The 16,747-nt window shown below is 59.7% G+C and carries 17 protein-coding genes; 12 read left to right on the forward strand and 5 right to left on the reverse strand.

The features are described 5' to 3' along the window. The first annotated feature begins 125 nt into the window (after positions 1–125). From ACI7MX_RS14595 to ACI7MX_RS14635, 9 genes are all read left to right on the forward strand, one after another. Positions 126–1,076, forward strand: a complete 951-nt coding sequence (locus tag ACI7MX_RS14595; RefSeq protein ID WP_405589352.1) for a siderophore-interacting protein — start codon at positions 126–128, stop codon at positions 1,074–1,076. A 128-nt stretch (positions 1,077–1,204) separates the two neighbouring features. Then, positions 1,205–2,410, forward strand: a complete 1,206-nt coding sequence (locus ACI7MX_RS14600) for a PepSY-associated TM helix domain-containing protein (RefSeq protein WP_405589349.1) — start codon at positions 1,205–1,207, stop codon at positions 2,408–2,410. Next, on the forward strand, positions 2,407–2,946 hold the full coding sequence (locus tag ACI7MX_RS14605) for a thiamine pyrophosphate-binding protein (RefSeq protein WP_146386528.1): 540 nt from the start codon (positions 2,407–2,409) through the stop codon (positions 2,944–2,946). The genes ACI7MX_RS14600 and ACI7MX_RS14605 overlap by 4 nt, the downstream gene beginning before the upstream one ends. Positions 2,947–2,987: 41 nt before the next feature. Next, positions 2,988–3,281, forward strand: a complete 294-nt coding sequence (locus tag ACI7MX_RS14610) for a hypothetical protein (RefSeq protein WP_208727526.1) — start codon at positions 2,988–2,990, stop codon at positions 3,279–3,281. Then, positions 3,278–3,832 (forward strand): DUF6162 family protein, encoded by a 555-nt coding sequence (locus ACI7MX_RS14615; protein ID WP_314483490.1) that lies wholly within the window; start codon positions 3,278–3,280, stop codon positions 3,830–3,832. Before ACI7MX_RS14610 ends, ACI7MX_RS14615 begins: the two co-directional genes overlap by 4 nt. 34 nt (positions 3,833–3,866) lie before the next feature. Continuing rightward, positions 3,867–4,805: a metal ABC transporter solute-binding protein, Zn/Mn family gene (locus tag ACI7MX_RS14620; RefSeq protein WP_405589343.1), complete on the forward strand. Its 939-nt coding sequence runs from the start codon at positions 3,867–3,869 to the stop codon at positions 4,803–4,805. Further along, on the forward strand, positions 4,802–5,557 hold the full coding sequence (locus tag ACI7MX_RS14625) for a metal ABC transporter ATP-binding protein (protein WP_314483488.1): 756 nt from the start codon (positions 4,802–4,804) through the stop codon (positions 5,555–5,557). Before ACI7MX_RS14620 ends, ACI7MX_RS14625 begins: the two co-directional genes overlap by 4 nt. Beyond that, positions 5,554–6,453 carry a metal ABC transporter permease gene (locus ACI7MX_RS14630; RefSeq protein ID WP_314483487.1) on the forward strand — a complete coding sequence of 300 codons (900 nt, stop codon included), beginning with the start codon at positions 5,554–5,556 and terminating at the stop codon, positions 6,451–6,453. The genes ACI7MX_RS14625 and ACI7MX_RS14630 overlap by 4 nt, the downstream gene beginning before the upstream one ends. Beyond that, positions 6,454–7,344, forward strand: coding sequence for a metal ABC transporter solute-binding protein, Zn/Mn family (locus tag ACI7MX_RS14635; RefSeq protein WP_405589340.1), 891 nt, complete (start codon positions 6,454–6,456; stop codon positions 7,342–7,344). A 131-nt stretch (positions 7,345–7,475) separates the two neighbouring features. On the opposite strand, the gene ACI7MX_RS14640 is transcribed toward ACI7MX_RS14635, so the two are convergent. The 5 genes from ACI7MX_RS14640 to ACI7MX_RS14660 all read right to left on the reverse strand — a co-directional run bounded on the left by ACI7MX_RS14640 (position 7,476) and on the right by ACI7MX_RS14660 (position 12,823). Then, a complete protein-coding gene (locus tag ACI7MX_RS14640; RefSeq protein ID WP_405589336.1) occupies positions 7,476–7,697 on the reverse strand; it encodes an MbtH family protein in 222 nt (73 codons plus the stop codon). A 57-nt stretch (positions 7,698–7,754) separates the two neighbouring features. Continuing rightward, on the reverse strand, positions 7,755–9,161 hold the full coding sequence (locus tag ACI7MX_RS14645; RefSeq protein ID WP_405589333.1) for an aspartate aminotransferase family protein: 1,407 nt from the start codon (positions 9,159–9,161) through the stop codon (positions 7,755–7,757). Positions 9,162–9,252: 91 nt separating this feature from the next. Further along, positions 9,253–10,662: a D-serine/D-alanine/glycine transporter gene (gene cycA, locus ACI7MX_RS14650; RefSeq protein ID WP_405589330.1), complete on the reverse strand. Its 1,410-nt coding sequence runs from the start codon at positions 10,660–10,662 to the stop codon at positions 9,253–9,255. Between the two features lie 158 nt (positions 10,663–10,820). Beyond that, a complete protein-coding gene (locus tag ACI7MX_RS14655) occupies positions 10,821–12,143 on the reverse strand; it encodes an ATP-binding protein (RefSeq protein ID WP_405589327.1) in 1,323 nt (440 codons plus the stop codon). After that, positions 12,140–12,823 (reverse strand): response regulator, encoded by a 684-nt coding sequence (locus ACI7MX_RS14660; RefSeq protein WP_405589324.1) that lies wholly within the window; start codon positions 12,821–12,823, stop codon positions 12,140–12,142. Before ACI7MX_RS14660 ends, ACI7MX_RS14655 begins: the two co-directional genes overlap by 4 nt. Before the next feature lie 163 nt (positions 12,824–12,986). On the opposite strand from ACI7MX_RS14660, the gene dsbD reads away from it, so the two are divergent. Genes dsbD through dsbG form a run of 3 tightly spaced genes read left to right on the forward strand, consistent with a single transcriptional unit; the run spans position 12,987 to position 16,327 of the window. Then, positions 12,987–14,726, forward strand: coding sequence for a protein-disulfide reductase DsbD (gene dsbD, locus ACI7MX_RS14665; RefSeq protein WP_405589321.1), 1,740 nt, complete (start codon positions 12,987–12,989; stop codon positions 14,724–14,726). Next, positions 14,727–15,572 carry a prolipoprotein diacylglyceryl transferase family protein gene (locus ACI7MX_RS14670; RefSeq protein WP_405589318.1) on the forward strand — a complete coding sequence of 282 codons (846 nt, stop codon included), beginning with the start codon at positions 14,727–14,729 and terminating at the stop codon, positions 15,570–15,572. It begins immediately after the preceding gene. Continuing rightward, positions 15,551–16,327 carry a thiol:disulfide interchange protein DsbG gene (dsbG, locus tag ACI7MX_RS14675; RefSeq protein WP_405589315.1) on the forward strand — a complete coding sequence of 259 codons (777 nt, stop codon included), beginning with the start codon at positions 15,551–15,553 and terminating at the stop codon, positions 16,325–16,327. Before ACI7MX_RS14670 ends, dsbG begins: the two co-directional genes overlap by 22 nt. Positions 16,328–16,747 lie beyond the last annotated feature (420 nt).

Consider the following 16,747-nt stretch of genomic DNA (forward strand, 5'->3'; position numbering starts at 1 on the left):
CCGATCGCAGCCTTCGTGCCTCGGCAGCGGCTACAGGGATCGCCCGTGAGTGTTCTTGTTCGCCTTAAATTCAGCCCTCGGCTTCTCGTTATACCGAGTAACTCCTGCCTCTTTAGGTGCTGCTTATGTCTGCCGCCGCCACGCTGGTCAACCACCTGCGCAAACGCCTGAGTAAACCCTCCGGTTATCAATTGTTCGACATTCAACTCAAGCAACGTATTGCCTTGAGCCCTTCGTTGACGCGCTTTGTGTTTGACGGCAAGGATGTGCCGCTCATGCGCACGCTGGCGCCGGACCAGCGCGTGAAGCTGTTTTTCCCGTCTGCCAGCGGCGCCGCACCCCGGTTGCCCAAACACGGCGACTGGCAGGCCGCCCGCCGTGGCTTGAGCCCCGAACAGACACCGGCGATGCGCACGTACACGATTCGCGATCTGCGCCCCGACACCGGTGAACTGGACATCGACTTTGTCCTGCACGGCGAAACCGGCCCGGCTTCACGCTGGGCCGTGCATGCCCAACCGGGCGACTGCCTGCAAATCGTCGCGCCCAACGCGACTTATCAAGACGATCCCGGGGGCTATGAATGGCTGCCCCCTCAAGGCGTACGCAACGTGCTCTTGATCGGCGATGAAACGGCGTTGCCCGCCATTGCCGGAATTCTCCAGCAGTTGGCTGGGCAGCCCGATGCCCCTCAGGTGCAGGCCTTTATCGAGGTGCCTGAAGAGTCCGACTGCCTGCCATTGATCTGCGGCCTGAACACCAAGGTGCACTGGATGCCACGTGCCAGCCTGAGCCAGCCACACGGCGCAGGCATGATCATGGCCGCGCGCGAATTGGCCAGCCTGCCTCCCACACCTGAGCAAATTCGCAGCGCCATCGCTCTCGACGTGCTGGATCTGGACACCCAACGCCCTTGGGAACTGGCCAGCGCCAAGCAAAGCGAGTTTTATGCCTGGGTGGCCGGCGAATCCTCAGCCGTCATGGCCATTCGCAAGTTTTTTATCAATGACCTGGGACTCGACCGCAAAGGATTGACCTTGATGGGCTACTGGAAACTGGGCCGTTCGCTGGAATGAATGTAATTGGAAACACTTCTTTACAACTCCGTCTTCGGGTTTTGTCTGTCTGATTCGTCCTACATGGATAAGCAATCGCTTCGCATTGGCGATTAGACACCCGCTCAGACGTGAGTTTGCCGTTCCCCATGTCCAAAAAGTCCCGTTCAAAGCTTTGGTTTCTGGTGCACAGCTGGCTGACACTGCCCATTTGGTTCTTTGTGTTGATTGTCTGTGTGACCGGCACACTGGCGGTGGTCAGTCAGGAAATCGTCTGGCTGGCCACCCCGCAAGCCCGTGCCACGCAGCCCTCTGATGATGCCCCCTTGCTGACCTATGATCAGGTGCTCAGCGCGATTCACGCGGCCGAGCCCAAGCTTGCGGTGCAGTCGATCAGCCGCCCCGACGAATCGCATTTTGCGCTGGTGGCGGACGTGGTGTACCCGGACGGCCGCTCGCCGTCGCTGTATATCAACCCGTACACCGGGGCGATTCAGGGCGAAAGCCCCAGCTTCGATTTCAAGGCTTTTACCCGCGCCCTGCACGGCTGGTGGCTGGTGCCGTTTACCAATGGCTATAGCTGGGGCTGGTACCTGGTGTCATTCCTCGGCCTGCCTTTGCTCGGTTCGCTGATTACCGGGCTGGTGGTCTACAAAAAATTCTGGAAAGGCTTTTTTAAACCCAACTTGCGCTTTAAACACGGCGCGCGGATTTTTTGGGGCGACTTTCACCGCCTGTGCGGTATCTGGTCAATCTGGTTTATCGCCGTCATTTCCATCACCGGCCTGTGGTTTTTGATTCAGGCCATCCTGTTCGACAACCAGATTTCAATCTCCACAGCAGGCAATCCGCCGGTGGTGGCCCGTCAGGATGTACCGATCATGCCGGACGGCAAACCCGCACCGCAGATCAGCCTCGATCAAGCCGTGAACATCGCGGCTCAGAACATCCCCGGCCTTGAGGCCAGTTTTGTCAGCCTGCCGAGCAATGCCTACGGCCATATCGAAATCGGCGGCCCCGGCTGGTACCCGCTGCTGTACCAAACTGCCGACATCAACCCGTACAACGGCGCCATTGAAGGTTCGCGGATGATCGCCGACCGCTCCGGGCTGGAGCTGGTCACCGAATCGATGCGGCCGCTGCACACCGGCGATTTTGGCGGGTTGTGGGTCAAGCTGATCTGGTTCTTCTTCGGCCTGATCCTGAGCATGATGGTGCTCAGCGGCCTGCTGATCTGGACCAAACGTACGGCGTTGGCCACCGCTCACGCGCTTAAGCGCAGCCACAAACAGCCGCTCGTCAATAAACAAACGGTCATCGCCCGACACGAACACACCGAAGAGGCCACTGTATGAGCAAGGCAGTGACGGCAGCTCCCGCTTCCCGACTGGGCCGGCTGTGGCACAAATGGCGCTTTCACATCAACATCCTGCTGCTGCTGGTGCCGCTGGGTTTTATGCCCAAGTACTTTGCCGATGCCTCGTTATTTCGGGGCGACAGCGGCCTTGGCGAGCGCGACATCGGCACCGTGCAGGTCGGCCCCTGGAGCCTGCAACTGGCCGAAATGCGCAACGAAGCGCCCACCCCCGATGGCCCGGCCGGCTATATGAAAAGCTTTAACGCCGCGCTCTGTGAGACCTGTATCGAACAGGTCAAGGCCGCGTATCTGCGCATCGGCAAGCCGCGCAGTTTACGGGCAGCCGGGGTGATCTTCTTCGGCACGCCCTATCGCCTGGGCGCCACCCTGCCGATCCCGGAGCGCACCCAGGCTGACGCTGAACTGTGGATCACCCTTGAAGGATGGGACGGCTCCATGCACCAGGCATCCATTCCCCTGAGTCAGGCGTCACCGGCCACGGTCGCCTGGCTGGCTCAACGAGGAGGCAAGTAATGCGTTCACACCTGTTTAAAACCCCTGTCATAGCGGCCGGGATGATTGCATTGATCGGTTTCAGCGCCGGCGCACTGGCCCATAACCCCATGTGTGAGTGCAAGGACATCGGCGGCGGCTTGATCCGTTGCTCCGGCGGCTTTTCAGATGGCAGCGGCGCGCCGGGGGTGACACTGGATGTGATCGGCTACGACGAAACCATTCTGGTGGCGGGCAAGTTGGGCACAGATTCCAGCCTGACCTTCAAGCGCCCGGATGCCGAGTTTTATGTGCTGTTCGATGCGGGCCCCGGCCATATCGTTGAAATCGACCAAGCCGATATCGAGGGCTCATGAGTACTCATGTCGTGCGCCCGGCCGGTGCCGGGCATGAAACCCTGTATGTGTTGCTGTTATGCCTGTTGATTCTGTGCGTCGCCGGGTCAGTTGTGGCCTGGCGCCATGAATCCGCGCAGGTGACGTCAGTGGCCGACCATCAACTGGATGCGCGCCGCGATCTGAACGCCGCCGAGCAAGGCATTTACGCCGATCTGCGGGTCACGCTGGATGAAATCCAGTTACTGCGTGAAGAGTCGAACATCCTGCCGGGCCCGGTGCAACTGGCCGAGGAGGGTTTTGCGCCGTTTGCCAGCGATGCCAGCTCAGTCAGCCGGGGCAATCACGCCTGGCAGTTGCTGGGCGAGCAGGCCTATCTGGGCATCAGCCCCAACCCTGAGGTTGCGGGTTCTTTTTTGATGCGCCTCGGCGCTCAGCCCGACGTCTGGCTCAACCGCCAACCGGGCGTCAGCCCCCCCGCTGATTTAAGCGATGCCGCCTTGAGCCAGCACGGCTGGCAACAAGTGATCGCGCAATTCGATGCCGGAGTGACTCGTCAGCACCGGCACTGAACCCCTTTTTTGACCTGAGAGAAGACTGCTCGCCATGTCGATTTCATCTGTTGTGCGCCGCCGCACCCTGTTGCTGGCCGCCCTGCTCTGCGCCTGCCTCTCCCCCCTCGCATTGGCCGACACCCCACCCGCACTGGCCAAGCCGCTGCGCATTGGTATCACCTTGCACCCCTATTACAGCTATGTGAAAAACATCGTCGGCGACAAGGCCGAAGTGGTGCCGCTGATCCCCGCAGGCTTTAACCCGCATGCCTACGAACCGCGCGCAGAAGACATCAAACGCATCGGTACGCTGAACGTCATCGTGCTCAATGGCGTCGGCCATGACGATTTTGCCGACCGCATGATCGAAGCCAGTGAAAAACCTGATATTGCTGTGATCGAAGCCAATCAGAATGTGCCGCTGCTGGCCGCCACCGGCACCGCCGCCCGGGGCGCAGGCAAAGTGGTTAACCCGCACACCTTTCTGTCGATCAGCGCATCCATTGCCCAGGTCAACAACATTGCCCGTGAACTGGGCAAGCTCGACCCGGCCAATGCCAAAACCTACACCTCCAATGCCCGCGCCTACGGCAAACGTCTACGCCAGATGCGCGCCGATGCCCTGGCCAAGCTGACTCAAGCTCCCAACGCTGACTTGCGTGTCGCCACTGTGCACGCTGCGTATGACTACCTGCTGCGCGAGTTCGGCCTGGAAGTCACCGCCGTGGTGGAACCGGCGCACGGCATCGAACCCAGCCCCAGTCAGTTGAAAAAAACCATCGACCAACTGCGCGCACTGGATGTGAAGGTGATTTTTTCGGAGATGGACTTCCCTTCGACTTATGTGGAGACCATTCAGCGCGAGTCAGGGGTCAAGTTGTACCCGCTGTCGCATATCTCCTATGGCGACTACAGCGCCGACAAATACGAAAAAGAGATGACCAACAACCTCAATACCGTGGTCAAGGCGATTCAGGAGTCCGGCGCATGACCGCTGCCGAATCGCTGTGTGTGAAAGCCTGCGGCCCCGCTGTCGAGTTCGATCAGGTGACGCTGACGCTGGGGCGCACGCTCATTCTGGATCAGGTCAGTTTCAGCATTGCCCCCGGCACGGTGCATGCGCTGGTCGGCCCGAACGGCGGTGGTAAAAGCTCACTGATCAAGACCCTGCTGGGGCAAATGCCGCATCAGGGCCGCCTGAGCCTGGACTGGCCGGGCGAACCCGGGCTGATCGGGTATGTGCCCCAAGCGCTGGAGTTTGATCGCGGGTTGCCAATGACAGTCGACGACTTTATGGCCGCCATGTGCCAGCGTCTCCCGGCCTTTATGGGCGTGTCGCGCAAGGTGGCCCCGGCCATCGGCGAGGCATTGGAACGCGTGGGCATGCAAGACAAGCGCAAGCGGCGCATGGGCGCTTTGTCCGGCGGTGAACGCCAGCGTGTGCTGCTGGCCCAGGGTCTGATCCCGGCCCCGCAATTGCTGGTGCTGGATGAGCCCATGTCGGCGCTGGATGAAGCCGGGGCACAGGTGTTCGAGCGCTTGTTGATTGACTGGCATAAGGCAGGCGTGACCGTGGTGTGGATCGAGCATGATCTGGCGGCGGTCAAACGTCTGGCCGAGCGCGTCACCGGGCTTAACCGCAAAGTCTTGTTCGATGGTTCACCTGAGCAGACCCTTAGCCCCGAGCGCTTGCTCAGCCTGTTCTCAACCCATCCCAAGGCCCTCGCAGGTGTTTACCCATGAGTTATGAAGCCTTTCGTTTGATGATTCAGGGCTGGGCCAGCGCCGGGTATCTGCCCGAGATTCTGGCCTATGGCTTTGTGGTCAATGCGCTGATCGCAGGTTTGATGATCGGCCCGGTGCTGGGCGGGCTGGGCACGCTGGTGGTGGTCAAACGCTTCGCGTTTTTCTCCGAAGCCGTGGGCCATGCCGCGTTGACGGGCGTGGCCATCGGCATCCTGCTGGGCGAACCCTACACCGGGCCTTATGGCAGCCTGTTTGGTTACTGTCTGCTGTTCGGCATCTTGCTCAACTACCTGCGCAATCGCACCGGCCTGTCGCCGGACACCTTGATCGGCGTGTTTCTGTCAGTGTCGCTGGCGCTGGGTGCCAGCCTGCTGCTGATTTTGGCGGGCAAGATCAACGTGCACATTCTTGAAAACGTGCTGTTCGGCTCGGTGTTGACGGTCAACGGCAACGACTTGCTGGTGTTGGCGATTGTCGGCGCATTGGTGCTGGGCCTGAGCCTGCCGCTGTACAACCGCATCATGCTGGCCAGTTTCAATCCGCAACTGGCGGCGGTGCGCGGGGTGGCGGTGAAGACTCTGGACTATCTGTTTGTGATTCTGGTCACGCTGATTACCGTGGCCGCCGTAAAGGTCATCGGGGCGATTCTGGTGGGTGCATTGCTGGTCATTCCCGCGGCGGCGGCCCGTTTGCTCAGTCAGTCATTGAAAGGGTTTTTCTGGTTGTCGGTGCTCATCGCCACGGTCAGCACCCTGTGCGGGATCTTGCTGCCCATCGTCTTCGACCTGCCGATTCCGTCCGGTGCGGCAATCATTTTGATGGCGGGTATCGCCTTCGCCTTTGCTGCCATCGCCCGTGGCGTGGTGCCCAGCCTGAAAGGAAATATTGGATAAATGATTACTCTGCGCAAGTTGACCCTCGCTCTGGTCATCACAGGCCTGTTAAGCACACCGTTGCAGGCAGCCGAAACCACCCTCCTCGCCAGCCTGCCGATTACCTATGGCTTGAGTGACCTGCTGCTCAAAGACAGCGGCGTGAAGCTGCAACGTGCCGTACCGGCCAACCTGCCGGGCAGCCGCCAGAGCGCCTATTTCAGCGGTCGCGGCGCATCAGCCCTGCACCCGCTGGCGCAAAACGCCGATGCGGTGGTGGGCGTGCGTTCGCTATGGAGTGACGACCCGCTGTACCCGATGGCGCGGCGCAGCAATATCCGTATTGTTGAAATCGACGCCGCCCGCCCGGTAGATGGCAGCTTGCCGGGTATCGCCGTGCAACCGGGTGCCAACCGCGACGGCCTGAACAGTCAGCCGTGGCTGGCCAGTAACAATATGGGGCGCATGGCGGATGTAATTGCGGCGGATCTGGTGCGCTTGGCGCCGGATGCAAAACCCAAAATCGAGGCCAATCTGGCGGCCCTCAAGCAACGCTTGCTCAAGCTCACGGCCGACAGTGAGGCGCGTCTAGCCCAGGCCGATAACCTGAGCGTGGTCAGTTTGTCTGATCGGCTGGATTATTTGATTGGCGGGTTGAATCTGGAGCGGGTTGAGGTGCAACACACTGGCGATGAGCCGTGGACGCCGCAAGCGCTTGAAGCGTTGACCCGGACGCTGAAAGACAATGAGGTGGGGTTGGTGCTGGATCATCGTCAGCCGAGTGCCGAGGTGAAGGCTGCGATTGCCGAGGGCGGTGCTCAGCTGGTGGTGGTTGGCGCGGAGGGGGAAGATCCGGTGGCTGAATTGCAGGGCACGATTGATTCAATCGTCAGGGTGTTGAGTCAGGGTTGAGCTTGAAAACCCTCACCCTAACCCTCTCCCAGAGGGAGAGGGGACTGATTTTGGTGAAGTCTCAGATTTATGTACTAACGCAAATCGGCTCCCTCTCCCTTTGGGAGAGGGTTGGGGTGAGGGCAACAGGCTTAATGCGCAACCATCGCGTCCATCTTCTGGCGCAGGCTCAACGGCCGCATGTCCGTCCACACCTCCTCGATATACGCCAGGCACTCCGCCTTCAAACCACTCTTGCCCACCGCGCGCCAGCCTTCTGGAATGGCCTTGTAATCCGGCCAGATCGAGTATTGGTCCTCGTGGTTAACCACCACTTGAAAGAGGATGTCATCGCGGTCAAATACTGAACTCATGTGCGGGTCTCCGTCGCAGAAAGGGATATACAACTAACGTTTGGTCAGGGCTTGGAATTACAGGCGAGCAAGCGCCGCGGACAGCGCGTTGCCAAAAATGGCCGCGACCTCGTCGATTTCGCCTGACGTGATGATCAGTGGCGGCAAGAAGCGCACCACCGCGCCTTGTCGGCCGCCCAGCTCCAGAATCAGTCCGCGCTTAAGGCATTCGCGTTGCACCAACGGTGCCAGACGCGCAAACACCGGGGGATGGCCCAGACTGTCAGGCGTGCCTGCCGGATCAACCAGTTCAACACCCACCATCAAACCGCGCCCGCGAATATCACCCAACTGCGGGAAGTCACGCTGCAAGATGCGCAGGTGCTCACTCAGGCGCTCGCCCATGGCTGCCGCGTGGTCAGCCACATGGTGTTCCTTGAGGTAGCGCATCACCGCAGAACCTGCCGCCATCGCCATCTGATTGCCACGGAAGGTGCCGGCATGGGCGCCCGGCAACCAAGTGTCGAGCCAGTCGCGGTACACCACCACCGCCAACGGCAGGCTGCCGCCGATGGCTTTGGACAACACCACGACGTCAGGAATAATGCCCGCATGTTCAAAGGCAAACATTTTGCCGGTGCGGGCAAAACCGCTCTGGATTTCATCGACTATCAAGGCCACACCGGCCTGTTCGGTGATGCGGCGCAGGCCGCGCAGCCAGTCCAGATTGGCCGGAATAACACCGCCCTCGCCCTGCACCACTTCGACAATCACCGCGGCGGGCAATTGCACGCCCGCTTCCGGGTCGTTGAACAGGGTTTCAAGGTAATGCAGGTTGGCCTGCACGCCCGCCTTGCCGCCCAGCCCGAACGGGCAGCGGTAATCGTAGGGGTATGGCATGAACTGCACGCCGTTGTTGAGCAACGCGGCGAGGGGCTTTTTCGGCCCCAGGCTGCCCATCAGGCTCAAGGCCCCTTGGCTCATGCCGTGGTAACCGCCCGAGAACGACACCACGGTGGTACGCCCTGTGGCGGTGCGCACCAGCTTTAGCGCCGCTTCCACCGCGTCGGTGCCGGTAGGGCCGCAGAACTGGATTTTCGCCTCGCGAGCCAACGCTTCGGGCAACAGGCCAAACAGGTCTTGCACGAATTGATCTTTGACCGGCGTGGTCAGGTCGAGGGTGTGCAGCGGCAAGCCGTCCGCCAATACCTGCTGGATCGCCTGGATCACTACCGGGTGGTTGTGCCCCAGCGCCAGGGTGCCGGCGCCGGCCAGACAGTCGATGAAACGACGGCCTTCTACGTCCTCGACATACAAGCCCGAGGCGCGTTTCAAAGCCAGCGGGATACGTCGCGGGTAGCTACGGGCGTTGGACTCCTGACGACTCTGGCGGGCCAGCAGCGCGGACTCTTCGAATTCATACAGGGTGTCGGCCGGACTGATCCTGACCGGCTGATCTTCAACAAGGCTGGTGGCAACTGACATTCCCGGGACCCTCAATACGCTGATGAGATTGACCAAAACTTTCCTGCTTTGGAAACGCATCAGCGCACTGAGGATTTAGCCTTGCGGGCAATTACCGCCCTGATTCGGCCTGTAACTTGCTCTTGCGCACCGAACGGTAGGCCAGACCCAGCACCGCAAACCACACCGGCACCATGTACAGCGCTTCACGGGTGTCGTTCTCCAGCGCCAACAAGGCCAGGATGAACACAAAAAAGCCCAGGCAAACCCAGACCATCACCTTGCCACCCGGCATTTTGTACTTCGACGCGCGGTGCAGGTGATCGCTCTTTTTGCGATACGCCAGGTAGGACAGCAGGATCATGGTCCACACAAACATAAACAAGGTGGCCGAGACGGTGGTGATCAGGGTGAAAGCTTCCATCAGGTTGGGCACCAGATAGATCACCAGGGCACCGGCCAACAAGCAGATGCAGGAAAAAATCAACCCGTTGGACGGCACGGCCTGTTTGGACAGATGCTTGAACTGACGCGGGGCATCGCCCTCCACCGCCAGCCCGAACAGCATGCGGCTGGTGGAAAACACTCCGCTGTTGGCCGAGGACGCCGCTGAAGTCAGCACGACAAAATTGATGATGCCCGCCGCCGCTGGCAGACCCGCCAGCATGAACAACTCAACGAAAGGACTTTTATTGGCCACGACGTCGCGCCAAGGGGTCACGGCCAAAATCGCAATCAACGCACACACATAGAAAATGATGATGCGCAGCGGAATCGAATTAATCGCCCGTGGCAGGTTGCGTTCCGGGTTTTTGGTTTCGGCGGCGGTAGTGCCCACCAGCTCAATACCGACAAACGCAAACACGGCGATCTGGAAACCGGCAAAGAAGCCCATCAGCCCATGGGGGAACATGCCGCCGTCATTCCACAGGTTGGTCAGCGATGCGGTGTTGCCGGTGGGGGACTGGAAAGCTGTCACAACCATATACAGCCCGGTGCAGACCAGCCCGCAGATGGCGATGATTTTGATCATGGCGAACCAGAATTCCAGTTCGCCAAACATTTTCACGGTCAGCAAGTTGAGCGACAACAGCACGGCCACACAACCGATAGCGGGCATCCACAATGGAATCTCGGGGAACCAGAACTGGGTATAACCGGAGATGGCAATCACATCGGCAATACCCGTGACGATCCAGCAAAACCAGTAAGTCCAGCCTGTAAAGTAACCGGCCATGGGGCCTAGCAGGTCAGTGGAGAAATCAATGAAAGACTTGTAATTGAGGTTGGATAACAGCAACTCGCCCATGGCCCGCATGACGAAAAACAGCATAAATCCAATGATCATGTAGACAAAGATGATCGAAGGGCCTGCCAGGCTGATGGTCTTGCCCGAACCCATAAACAGACCAGTGCCGATAGCACCGCCAATGGCAATCAGTTGGATATGACGGTTGGACAGACTGCGCTTAAGCTCCGGTTCATCCCCATCAGAATGGGGAGCAAGTGGTGCGTCCTTCATTGTTTTCATACCTTGCAATGACTTTTACAAAGCGTCATTAAATAGAAGGCATTGAATTAAAACCAGAAAAACGAGCGGCCTAAACGCCGCAGGCTGATCAACATTCCCTGTAGCCGCTGCCGAAGGCTGCGATGGGGTGCGCCGCGCCCCCCTTGATTTCAATCCATTTTCAGTGGCATGCGCAGCTCCACCCGCAAACCATCCGGTTGGCTGTCGAAGTTCAATTCGCCGCCGCAACGCTCGACAATGGCTTGCACGATCGCCAGGCCCAACCCACAACCGTTGCTGTTGCCATTGCGCCAGAAGCGCTGAGTCATGTGCTGCAAGGTGTCAGGTGAAATACCCGGCCCGTGGTCGCGCACCACAAAACAGACCTGCCGCCCTTCAATCCGCAGCGCCAGCTCCACCTGAGTCTGGGCAGGGGCATGCCGCAACGCGTTGTCCAGCAGGTTACGCAAGGCCGCGATAGCCAATACCGACGGCACCTCCAGCGGCGTTGTCGGCAAATCATCCGGCAGGCTCAAGGTGACCCGCTCGGCCGCGTCACTCGCGGCATCGTGTATCGCCAAACGGGCCACTTGCTCGGCCGAACACTGCACGCCGTCGTCGAACGACAGGCTACCTTCGACCCGGGCCAGTAACAGTAACTGCTCCAAAGTGCGGTGCAGGCGATCGGCTCCGGCTTCGGCCTGGGCCAAAGATTGCTCACGCGCCAGGCCGTCGGTCATGCGCGCCACTTGCAAGTGGGTTTTGATCGCGGTCAGCGGGCTGCGCAACTCGTGGGCCGCATCGCCGGTCAGGCGCCGCTCACGTTCAAGCGCTTTGGCGATACGCGCCAACAGTTGGTTCTGGGAATCGAGCAGGGGTTTCAATTCGCTGGGCAACGGGTCGATCTGCAAAGGTTGCAGCGAATCGGCATCACGTCGCATCAAGGCATCGCGCATGCGTTTAAGCGGCGCCAGCCCTTGCCCGATGCCCAGCCACAACAGGAACAAACAAACGATCAAGGCCATGCCCACCGGCACCGAGGCGGCGAGCAATACCGACAGGTTCAACGCCTCGCGTTCCACCTGGCGGTCGGCCGTGGTGATGCGCACATCGCCACGATCCAGCGTAAAGGTGCGCCACACGGCGCCATCAATCACTTGATCATGAAAGCCGGTGGCTTCTGATTGCATCGGCTCGTCGGGATGGTTGTGGCTGCGCGCCAGGATTTCACCGCGCAATGAACTGACCTGACAGGCCATGCCGCCGGGAATGGTCAGCTGTTCGGCGCTGAAATGGGTGCCCTCGCCTTTTACCGGCAACGGCGGCAATTGCTCCAGCAAGCCGGCGACCATCCGCGCCGAAGCGACCAGGCGCTGGTCGAGGGAAAACATCATTTGCTGGCGTAAGTCGCTGAGCATCCAGGCCGCCGCCAGTGCCCAGACCAGCACAAAGGCCGAGCCGATGGTCAGGCTTAAACGCAGGCGCATGCTCATGGCTGCTGAGGCTCAGTGCCGTCAGCCTGGCCCAGGCGATAACCCAGGCCACGCACAGTCTCGACAATGCCGTTACCCAGCTTGCGCCGCAGGTGATGGATATGAACGTTCAGGGCATTGCTCTCCAGTTCGTCGCCAAAGCCATAAATGCTGTCTTTGAGCTGTTCGGTCGACAACACACGCCCGCGGTTATGCAGCAAGGCTTGCAACAGCGCTTGTTCGCGGCGGGACAAGTCAACCGGCTGACCCGCCAGCATCGTCACCCGACTGCTGGGGTCATAGCTCAACGCGCCGTGTTCGATCAGGTTGACGCTGCGCCCGGCTACGCGACGCAGCAAGGTGTGCAAGCGGGCAGCAAGCTCACGCAGGTCGAAGGGTTTGAGCAGGTAATCGTCAGCACCCGCTTGCAGGCCATCGACCCGGTCAGTTACCGAGTCCCGCGCCGTCAGCACCAATACCGGCAGATCAAAGCCTTGCTGACGCAATTGTTGCAGCAGCTTGAGACCGTCCTCATCCGGCAGCCCCAGATCAAGCACCATGACATCGAACTGTGCGGCCTTGAGCATGGCCCGCGCTGCACTGGCGGTGCCCACATGCTCAACGGTCAGGCCTTGGGCGGTAAGACCCGCCACAATGCCGCTGGCGATCAGTTCGTCGTCTTCACAAACCAGTACATGCATGCTGATACCCGCGTAAATGGGCCGATTAAAAGGCGATGGGATTAAGGGCAGATTATGCCGCGAACAGTCCGATAGTAGGCCAGCGGGCGCGTCAGGGGTTAATGATCGGTTAATCGCTGGCTTGCACTGTAGCCGCACTTGTTTTTGTTTAAGGTTGTTAAACATGCGTGTGTTGTTGACGTTGCTGCTGGTATGTCTGGCCAGCCTGGCCCATGCCGGGAGCGCGAGCGACCCCTTCGGCCAGCCAGATTTCCTGCCTGTTAAAAAAGCCTTTGTGTTCACCACCCAAGCGCTTCCTTCCGGCGAAACTCGCCTGCACTGGAAAATCGCCGATAGTTACTATCTCTATCAGAAGCGTTTCAAGTTCGACGGTCTGGATCCGGCCCATCAGCCTGTGATGCCCCAGGGGCTTGAGCACAGCGATGAGTTCTTTGGTGCCACGCAGGTGTACCGAGATCAGGTTGAAATGTTGATTCCGGCTGGCGCCAGCGGTCAGGTCAAGGTCAGTTGGCAGGGCTGTGCTGATGCTGGCCTGTGTTACCCGCCGCAAACTCAAGTGGTGGATCTGGGCGGCACGCAGGCCGGGGTTGCCACCGGGCAGGCGCAAGACCAGTCGCTGGCGTCCAGCTTGCAGCAACGCTCGCTGGGCTGGAGTTTATTGCTGTTCTTCGGCTTGGGCCTGTTGCTCGCCTTCACCCCCTGCACCTTGCCGATGTTGCCTATTCTGGCCGGGCTGGTAGTCGGCAGCGGTGCCAGCGCCGGTCGTGGTTTTGCCGTCGCGGGCAGTTACGTGGTGAGCATGGCACTGGTGTATGCAGGGCTTGGCGTGCTGGCCGCGATGCTGGGTGCCAACCTGCAAGCCATGTTGCAACAACCCTGGCTGCTGGGCAGTTTCGCAGCGCTTTTCGTGGTGTTGGCCCTGCCGATGTTTGGCTTTTTTGAGCTGCAATTACCCTCTGCCCTGCGTGATCGCCTTGAGACGGCCAGCCGCGGACGCAAAGGCGGCAGCTTGCTGGGTGCGAGTATTCTCGGCGCGCTGTCCGGCTTGCTGGTCGGTCCGTGCATGACCGCGCCATTGGCGGGTGCCCTGTTGTTTATTGCCCAGAGCGGTAATGCGCTGCAAGGCGCTCTGGTGTTATTCGTCATGGGCGTCGGGATTGGCGTGCCGCTGTTACTGCTGGTGACGGTGGGCAGTCGCTTCCTGCCCAAGCCCGGCGCGTGGATGGACGTGATGAAAGGTCTGTTCGGCTTCCTGTTTCTGGGCACGGCCTTGCTGTTGGTGCGCCCGGTGCTCGATGAGTCGCTGTGGGTCGGTTTGTGGGGCGTATTGCTGCTGGTACTGGCCAATAGCCTGTGGCAACAATCGACTCAGTATTTGCGCGCCAGCCCTCTGTTTAGACCGATGAGTTTGCTGGCGGGTCTGTGGGGCGGCCTCTTAGTGATAGGCGCGGCCGGTGGCAGCACCGATGTCTGGCAACCCTTGCAGGTGTATACCGCCAAGACGGTCGCGGGCAGCAACCCGGTAACGGCCCACGATGCGTTTATCACCATTAACGACCCTGCCAGCCTTGAGCGCGAGTTGAACACCGCCAAGGCGCAGGGCCAATGGGTACTGCTCGATTATTACGCCGACTGGTGCGTGTCGTGCAAAGTCATGGAGAAACAGGTCTTTGGTCAACCGCAAGTGATGGACGCTTTACAGGGTGTACGCCTGTTGCGTCTTGACGTGACCGCCGATACTGTCGCCAGCCGCGAATTGCTCAGCCGTTATCAGGTACCAGGGCCGCCGAGTTTTATCTGGATCGGCCCCAACGGCGTTGAGCGTCGCGCACAGCGGATTACGGGCGAAGTCAACGCCCAGACCTTTTTGAATAACTGGAACGCCACGCGGGAACACCTCTGAATGCTGACACTGACCATCGGTTCGTTTGCGCTGGCAATCAACCATTTGCTGATGATACTGGCCCTCGCTCTGGCGACGCTGGTGGGCTGGCGAGTGGCCAAACGCGGCGGCGATAATCCGGAGTCAGTGCTATTCGGGCTGTTTATGCTCGGGTTAGTGGTTGCCCGCTGCGCGTTTGTTATCGAGTACTGGCATTGGCTCAAGGACGACCTGCTGCAAGTGCTTGACGTACGAGACGGCGGTTTTCTGCTGTGGCCCGGATTGATCGCGGTGGTCGTGGGTGCGCTGTTCATCGGCTGGCGTCGTCCGGGCCTGCGCCGCCCGCTGGGCTGGGGCCTGATCAGCGGCTTGGCGTTCTGGCTGCTGGCCACCTTCTCCTCCAGCCTCTATGAACAGAGTACGCACATGCCGCAAATGGTGTTGCGTGACGCCAATGGCAAGTCAGTGGAACTGAGCAGTTATCAGGGCGGCCCGTTGGTGATCAATTTGTGGGCGACCTGGTGCCCGCCGTGTCGGCGTGAAATGCCCGTGTTGCAAAAGGCGCAGACGCAGAATCAAGACGTTACTTTCCTGTTCGTCAATCAGGGCGAAAGCATGCAAAGCGTCAGCACCTTCCTTGAAACACAAGGTCTGAACCTCAATAACGTGTTATTCGACAGCGGTGGCCAACTGGGCCAAAAAGTGGGCTCAATGGCCCTGCCGACCACTCTTTTCTACAGCCCGCAAGGCCGCCTTTTGAGCAGCCATCTGGGCGAATTGTCAGAAGCCAGTCTGGCCCGCGCGCTGGAAAGCTTCGACGCCCTTAATTCGAGGAATCTGCAAAAATGTTCAACCGCAAACTGCTGACCCTGGGCATCACCTCTCTGCTCGGCGCGACCTTATTGCAATCGCCGCTGCTGCACGCTGAAGAATGGCCGGCACCGATTAAAAAGATCGAAGCCAAAGGGGCAAAAATCATCGGCAGTTTCGATGCGCCCAGCGGCATGCGGGGTTATGCCGCGCAGTATCAAAACCGTGGCATGGCCTTGTACCTGACCCCGGACGGTAAAAACGTGCTGGTGGGCAATTTATATGATGCCCAAGGCAACGATTTGAGCCTGGCACCGTTGCAAAAGCTGGTGTATGAGCCGATGGCCAAAGAGGTCTGGGCCTCTATGGAGAAGAGCAACTGGATCGCGGACGGCAAAAAAGATGCACCGCGCATCGTCTACTTGTTCAGCGACCCGAACTGCCCGTACTGCAACATGTTCTGGGAGCAGGCTCGCCCTTGGGTCGACTCGGGGAAAGTGCAATTGCGCCACATTATGGTCGGCATCATCCGCGAAGACAGCCCGGCCAAATCCGCCGCGTTGCTGGCTGCCAAAGACCCGCAGCAAGCGCTGCATGACCATGAGAAAGCCGGCAAGGCCAGCACACTCAAGGCGCTGGGTAAAATCCCGGCCGACGTTCAGGCCAAACTGGACGCCAATGCGCAGTTGATGACCGAACTGGATGTGGCCGCGACCCCGGCGATTTTCTATCTGGATGAAAACGGCAACTTGCAGCAACAGCAAGGTGCGCCATCGCCGGATAAATTGGTGAAGATTTTGGGGCCCAAGTAAGGGTAAAGCGAAGAGCACCCTCACCCTAACCCTCTCCCAAAGGGAGAGGGGACTGATTGGGGGATGTTGACTAACAGCTTCAACCTCAAAGCCAAGCGCTGAATCCGAAACCACCACCGATCAAGCCCCCCTCTCCCTTTGGGAGAGGGTTGGGGTGAGGGAATGTTGACTATTAGCCTCAACCTCAAAGCCGGGCGCTAAATCCGAAACCACCCCAATCAAGCCCCCTCTCCCTCCGGGAGAGGGTTGGGGTGAGGGAATGTTGACTATTAGCCTCAACCTCAAAGCCAAGCGCTAAATCCGAAACCACCCCAATCAAGCCCCCTCTCCCTCCGGGAGAGGGTTGGGGTGAGGGGATGTTAACTATCAGCCTCAACCTCAAAGCCGAGCGCTAAATCCGAAACCACCCCAATCAAGCCC

Origin of the sequence: Pseudomonas sp. 2024-210, assembly GCF_045062345.1 — a bacterium.
Taxonomy (GTDB): domain Bacteria; phylum Pseudomonadota; class Gammaproteobacteria; order Pseudomonadales; family Pseudomonadaceae; genus Aquipseudomonas.

Bases quoted from the DNA above. Each gene is read 5' to 3' on its own strand.
- ACI7MX_RS14655 (WP_405589327.1), bottom strand. From the start codon at position 12,143: ATGAGCATGCGCCTGCGTTTAAGCCTGACCATCGGCTCGGCCTTTGTG.
- dsbD (WP_405589321.1), top strand. From the start codon at position 12,987: ATGCGTGTGTTGTTGACGTTGCTGCTGGTATGTCTGGCCAGCCTGGCC.
- ACI7MX_RS14640 (WP_405589336.1), bottom strand. From the start codon at position 7,697: ATGAGTTCAGTATTTGACCGCGATGACATCCTCTTTCAAGTGGTGGTT.
- ACI7MX_RS14620 (WP_405589343.1), top strand. From the start codon at position 3,867: ATGTCGATTTCATCTGTTGTGCGCCGCCGCACCCTGTTGCTGGCCGCC.
- ACI7MX_RS14605 (WP_146386528.1), top strand. From the start codon at position 2,407: ATGAGCAAGGCAGTGACGGCAGCTCCCGCTTCCCGACTGGGCCGGCTG.
- ACI7MX_RS14630 (WP_314483487.1), top strand. From the start codon at position 5,554: ATGAGTTATGAAGCCTTTCGTTTGATGATTCAGGGCTGGGCCAGCGCC.
- ACI7MX_RS14595 (WP_405589352.1), top strand. From the start codon at position 126: ATGTCTGCCGCCGCCACGCTGGTCAACCACCTGCGCAAACGCCTGAGT.
- ACI7MX_RS14635 (WP_405589340.1), top strand. From the start codon at position 6,454: ATGATTACTCTGCGCAAGTTGACCCTCGCTCTGGTCATCACAGGCCTG.
- dsbG (WP_405589315.1), top strand. From the start codon at position 15,551: ATGTTCAACCGCAAACTGCTGACCCTGGGCATCACCTCTCTGCTCGGC.
- ACI7MX_RS14600 (WP_405589349.1), top strand. From the start codon at position 1,205: ATGTCCAAAAAGTCCCGTTCAAAGCTTTGGTTTCTGGTGCACAGCTGG.
- ACI7MX_RS14610 (WP_208727526.1), top strand. From the start codon at position 2,988: ATGATTGCATTGATCGGTTTCAGCGCCGGCGCACTGGCCCATAACCCC.
- ACI7MX_RS14615 (WP_314483490.1), top strand. From the start codon at position 3,278: ATGAGTACTCATGTCGTGCGCCCGGCCGGTGCCGGGCATGAAACCCTG.
- ACI7MX_RS14645 (WP_405589333.1), bottom strand. From the start codon at position 9,161: ATGTCAGTTGCCACCAGCCTTGTTGAAGATCAGCCGGTCAGGATCAGT.
- cycA (WP_405589330.1), bottom strand. From the start codon at position 10,662: ATGAAGGACGCACCACTTGCTCCCCATTCTGATGGGGATGAACCGGAG.
- ACI7MX_RS14625 (WP_314483488.1), top strand. From the start codon at position 4,802: ATGACCGCTGCCGAATCGCTGTGTGTGAAAGCCTGCGGCCCCGCTGTC.
- ACI7MX_RS14670 (WP_405589318.1), top strand. From the start codon at position 14,727: ATGCTGACACTGACCATCGGTTCGTTTGCGCTGGCAATCAACCATTTG.
- ACI7MX_RS14660 (WP_405589324.1), bottom strand. From the start codon at position 12,823: ATGCATGTACTGGTTTGTGAAGACGACGAACTGATCGCCAGCGGCATT.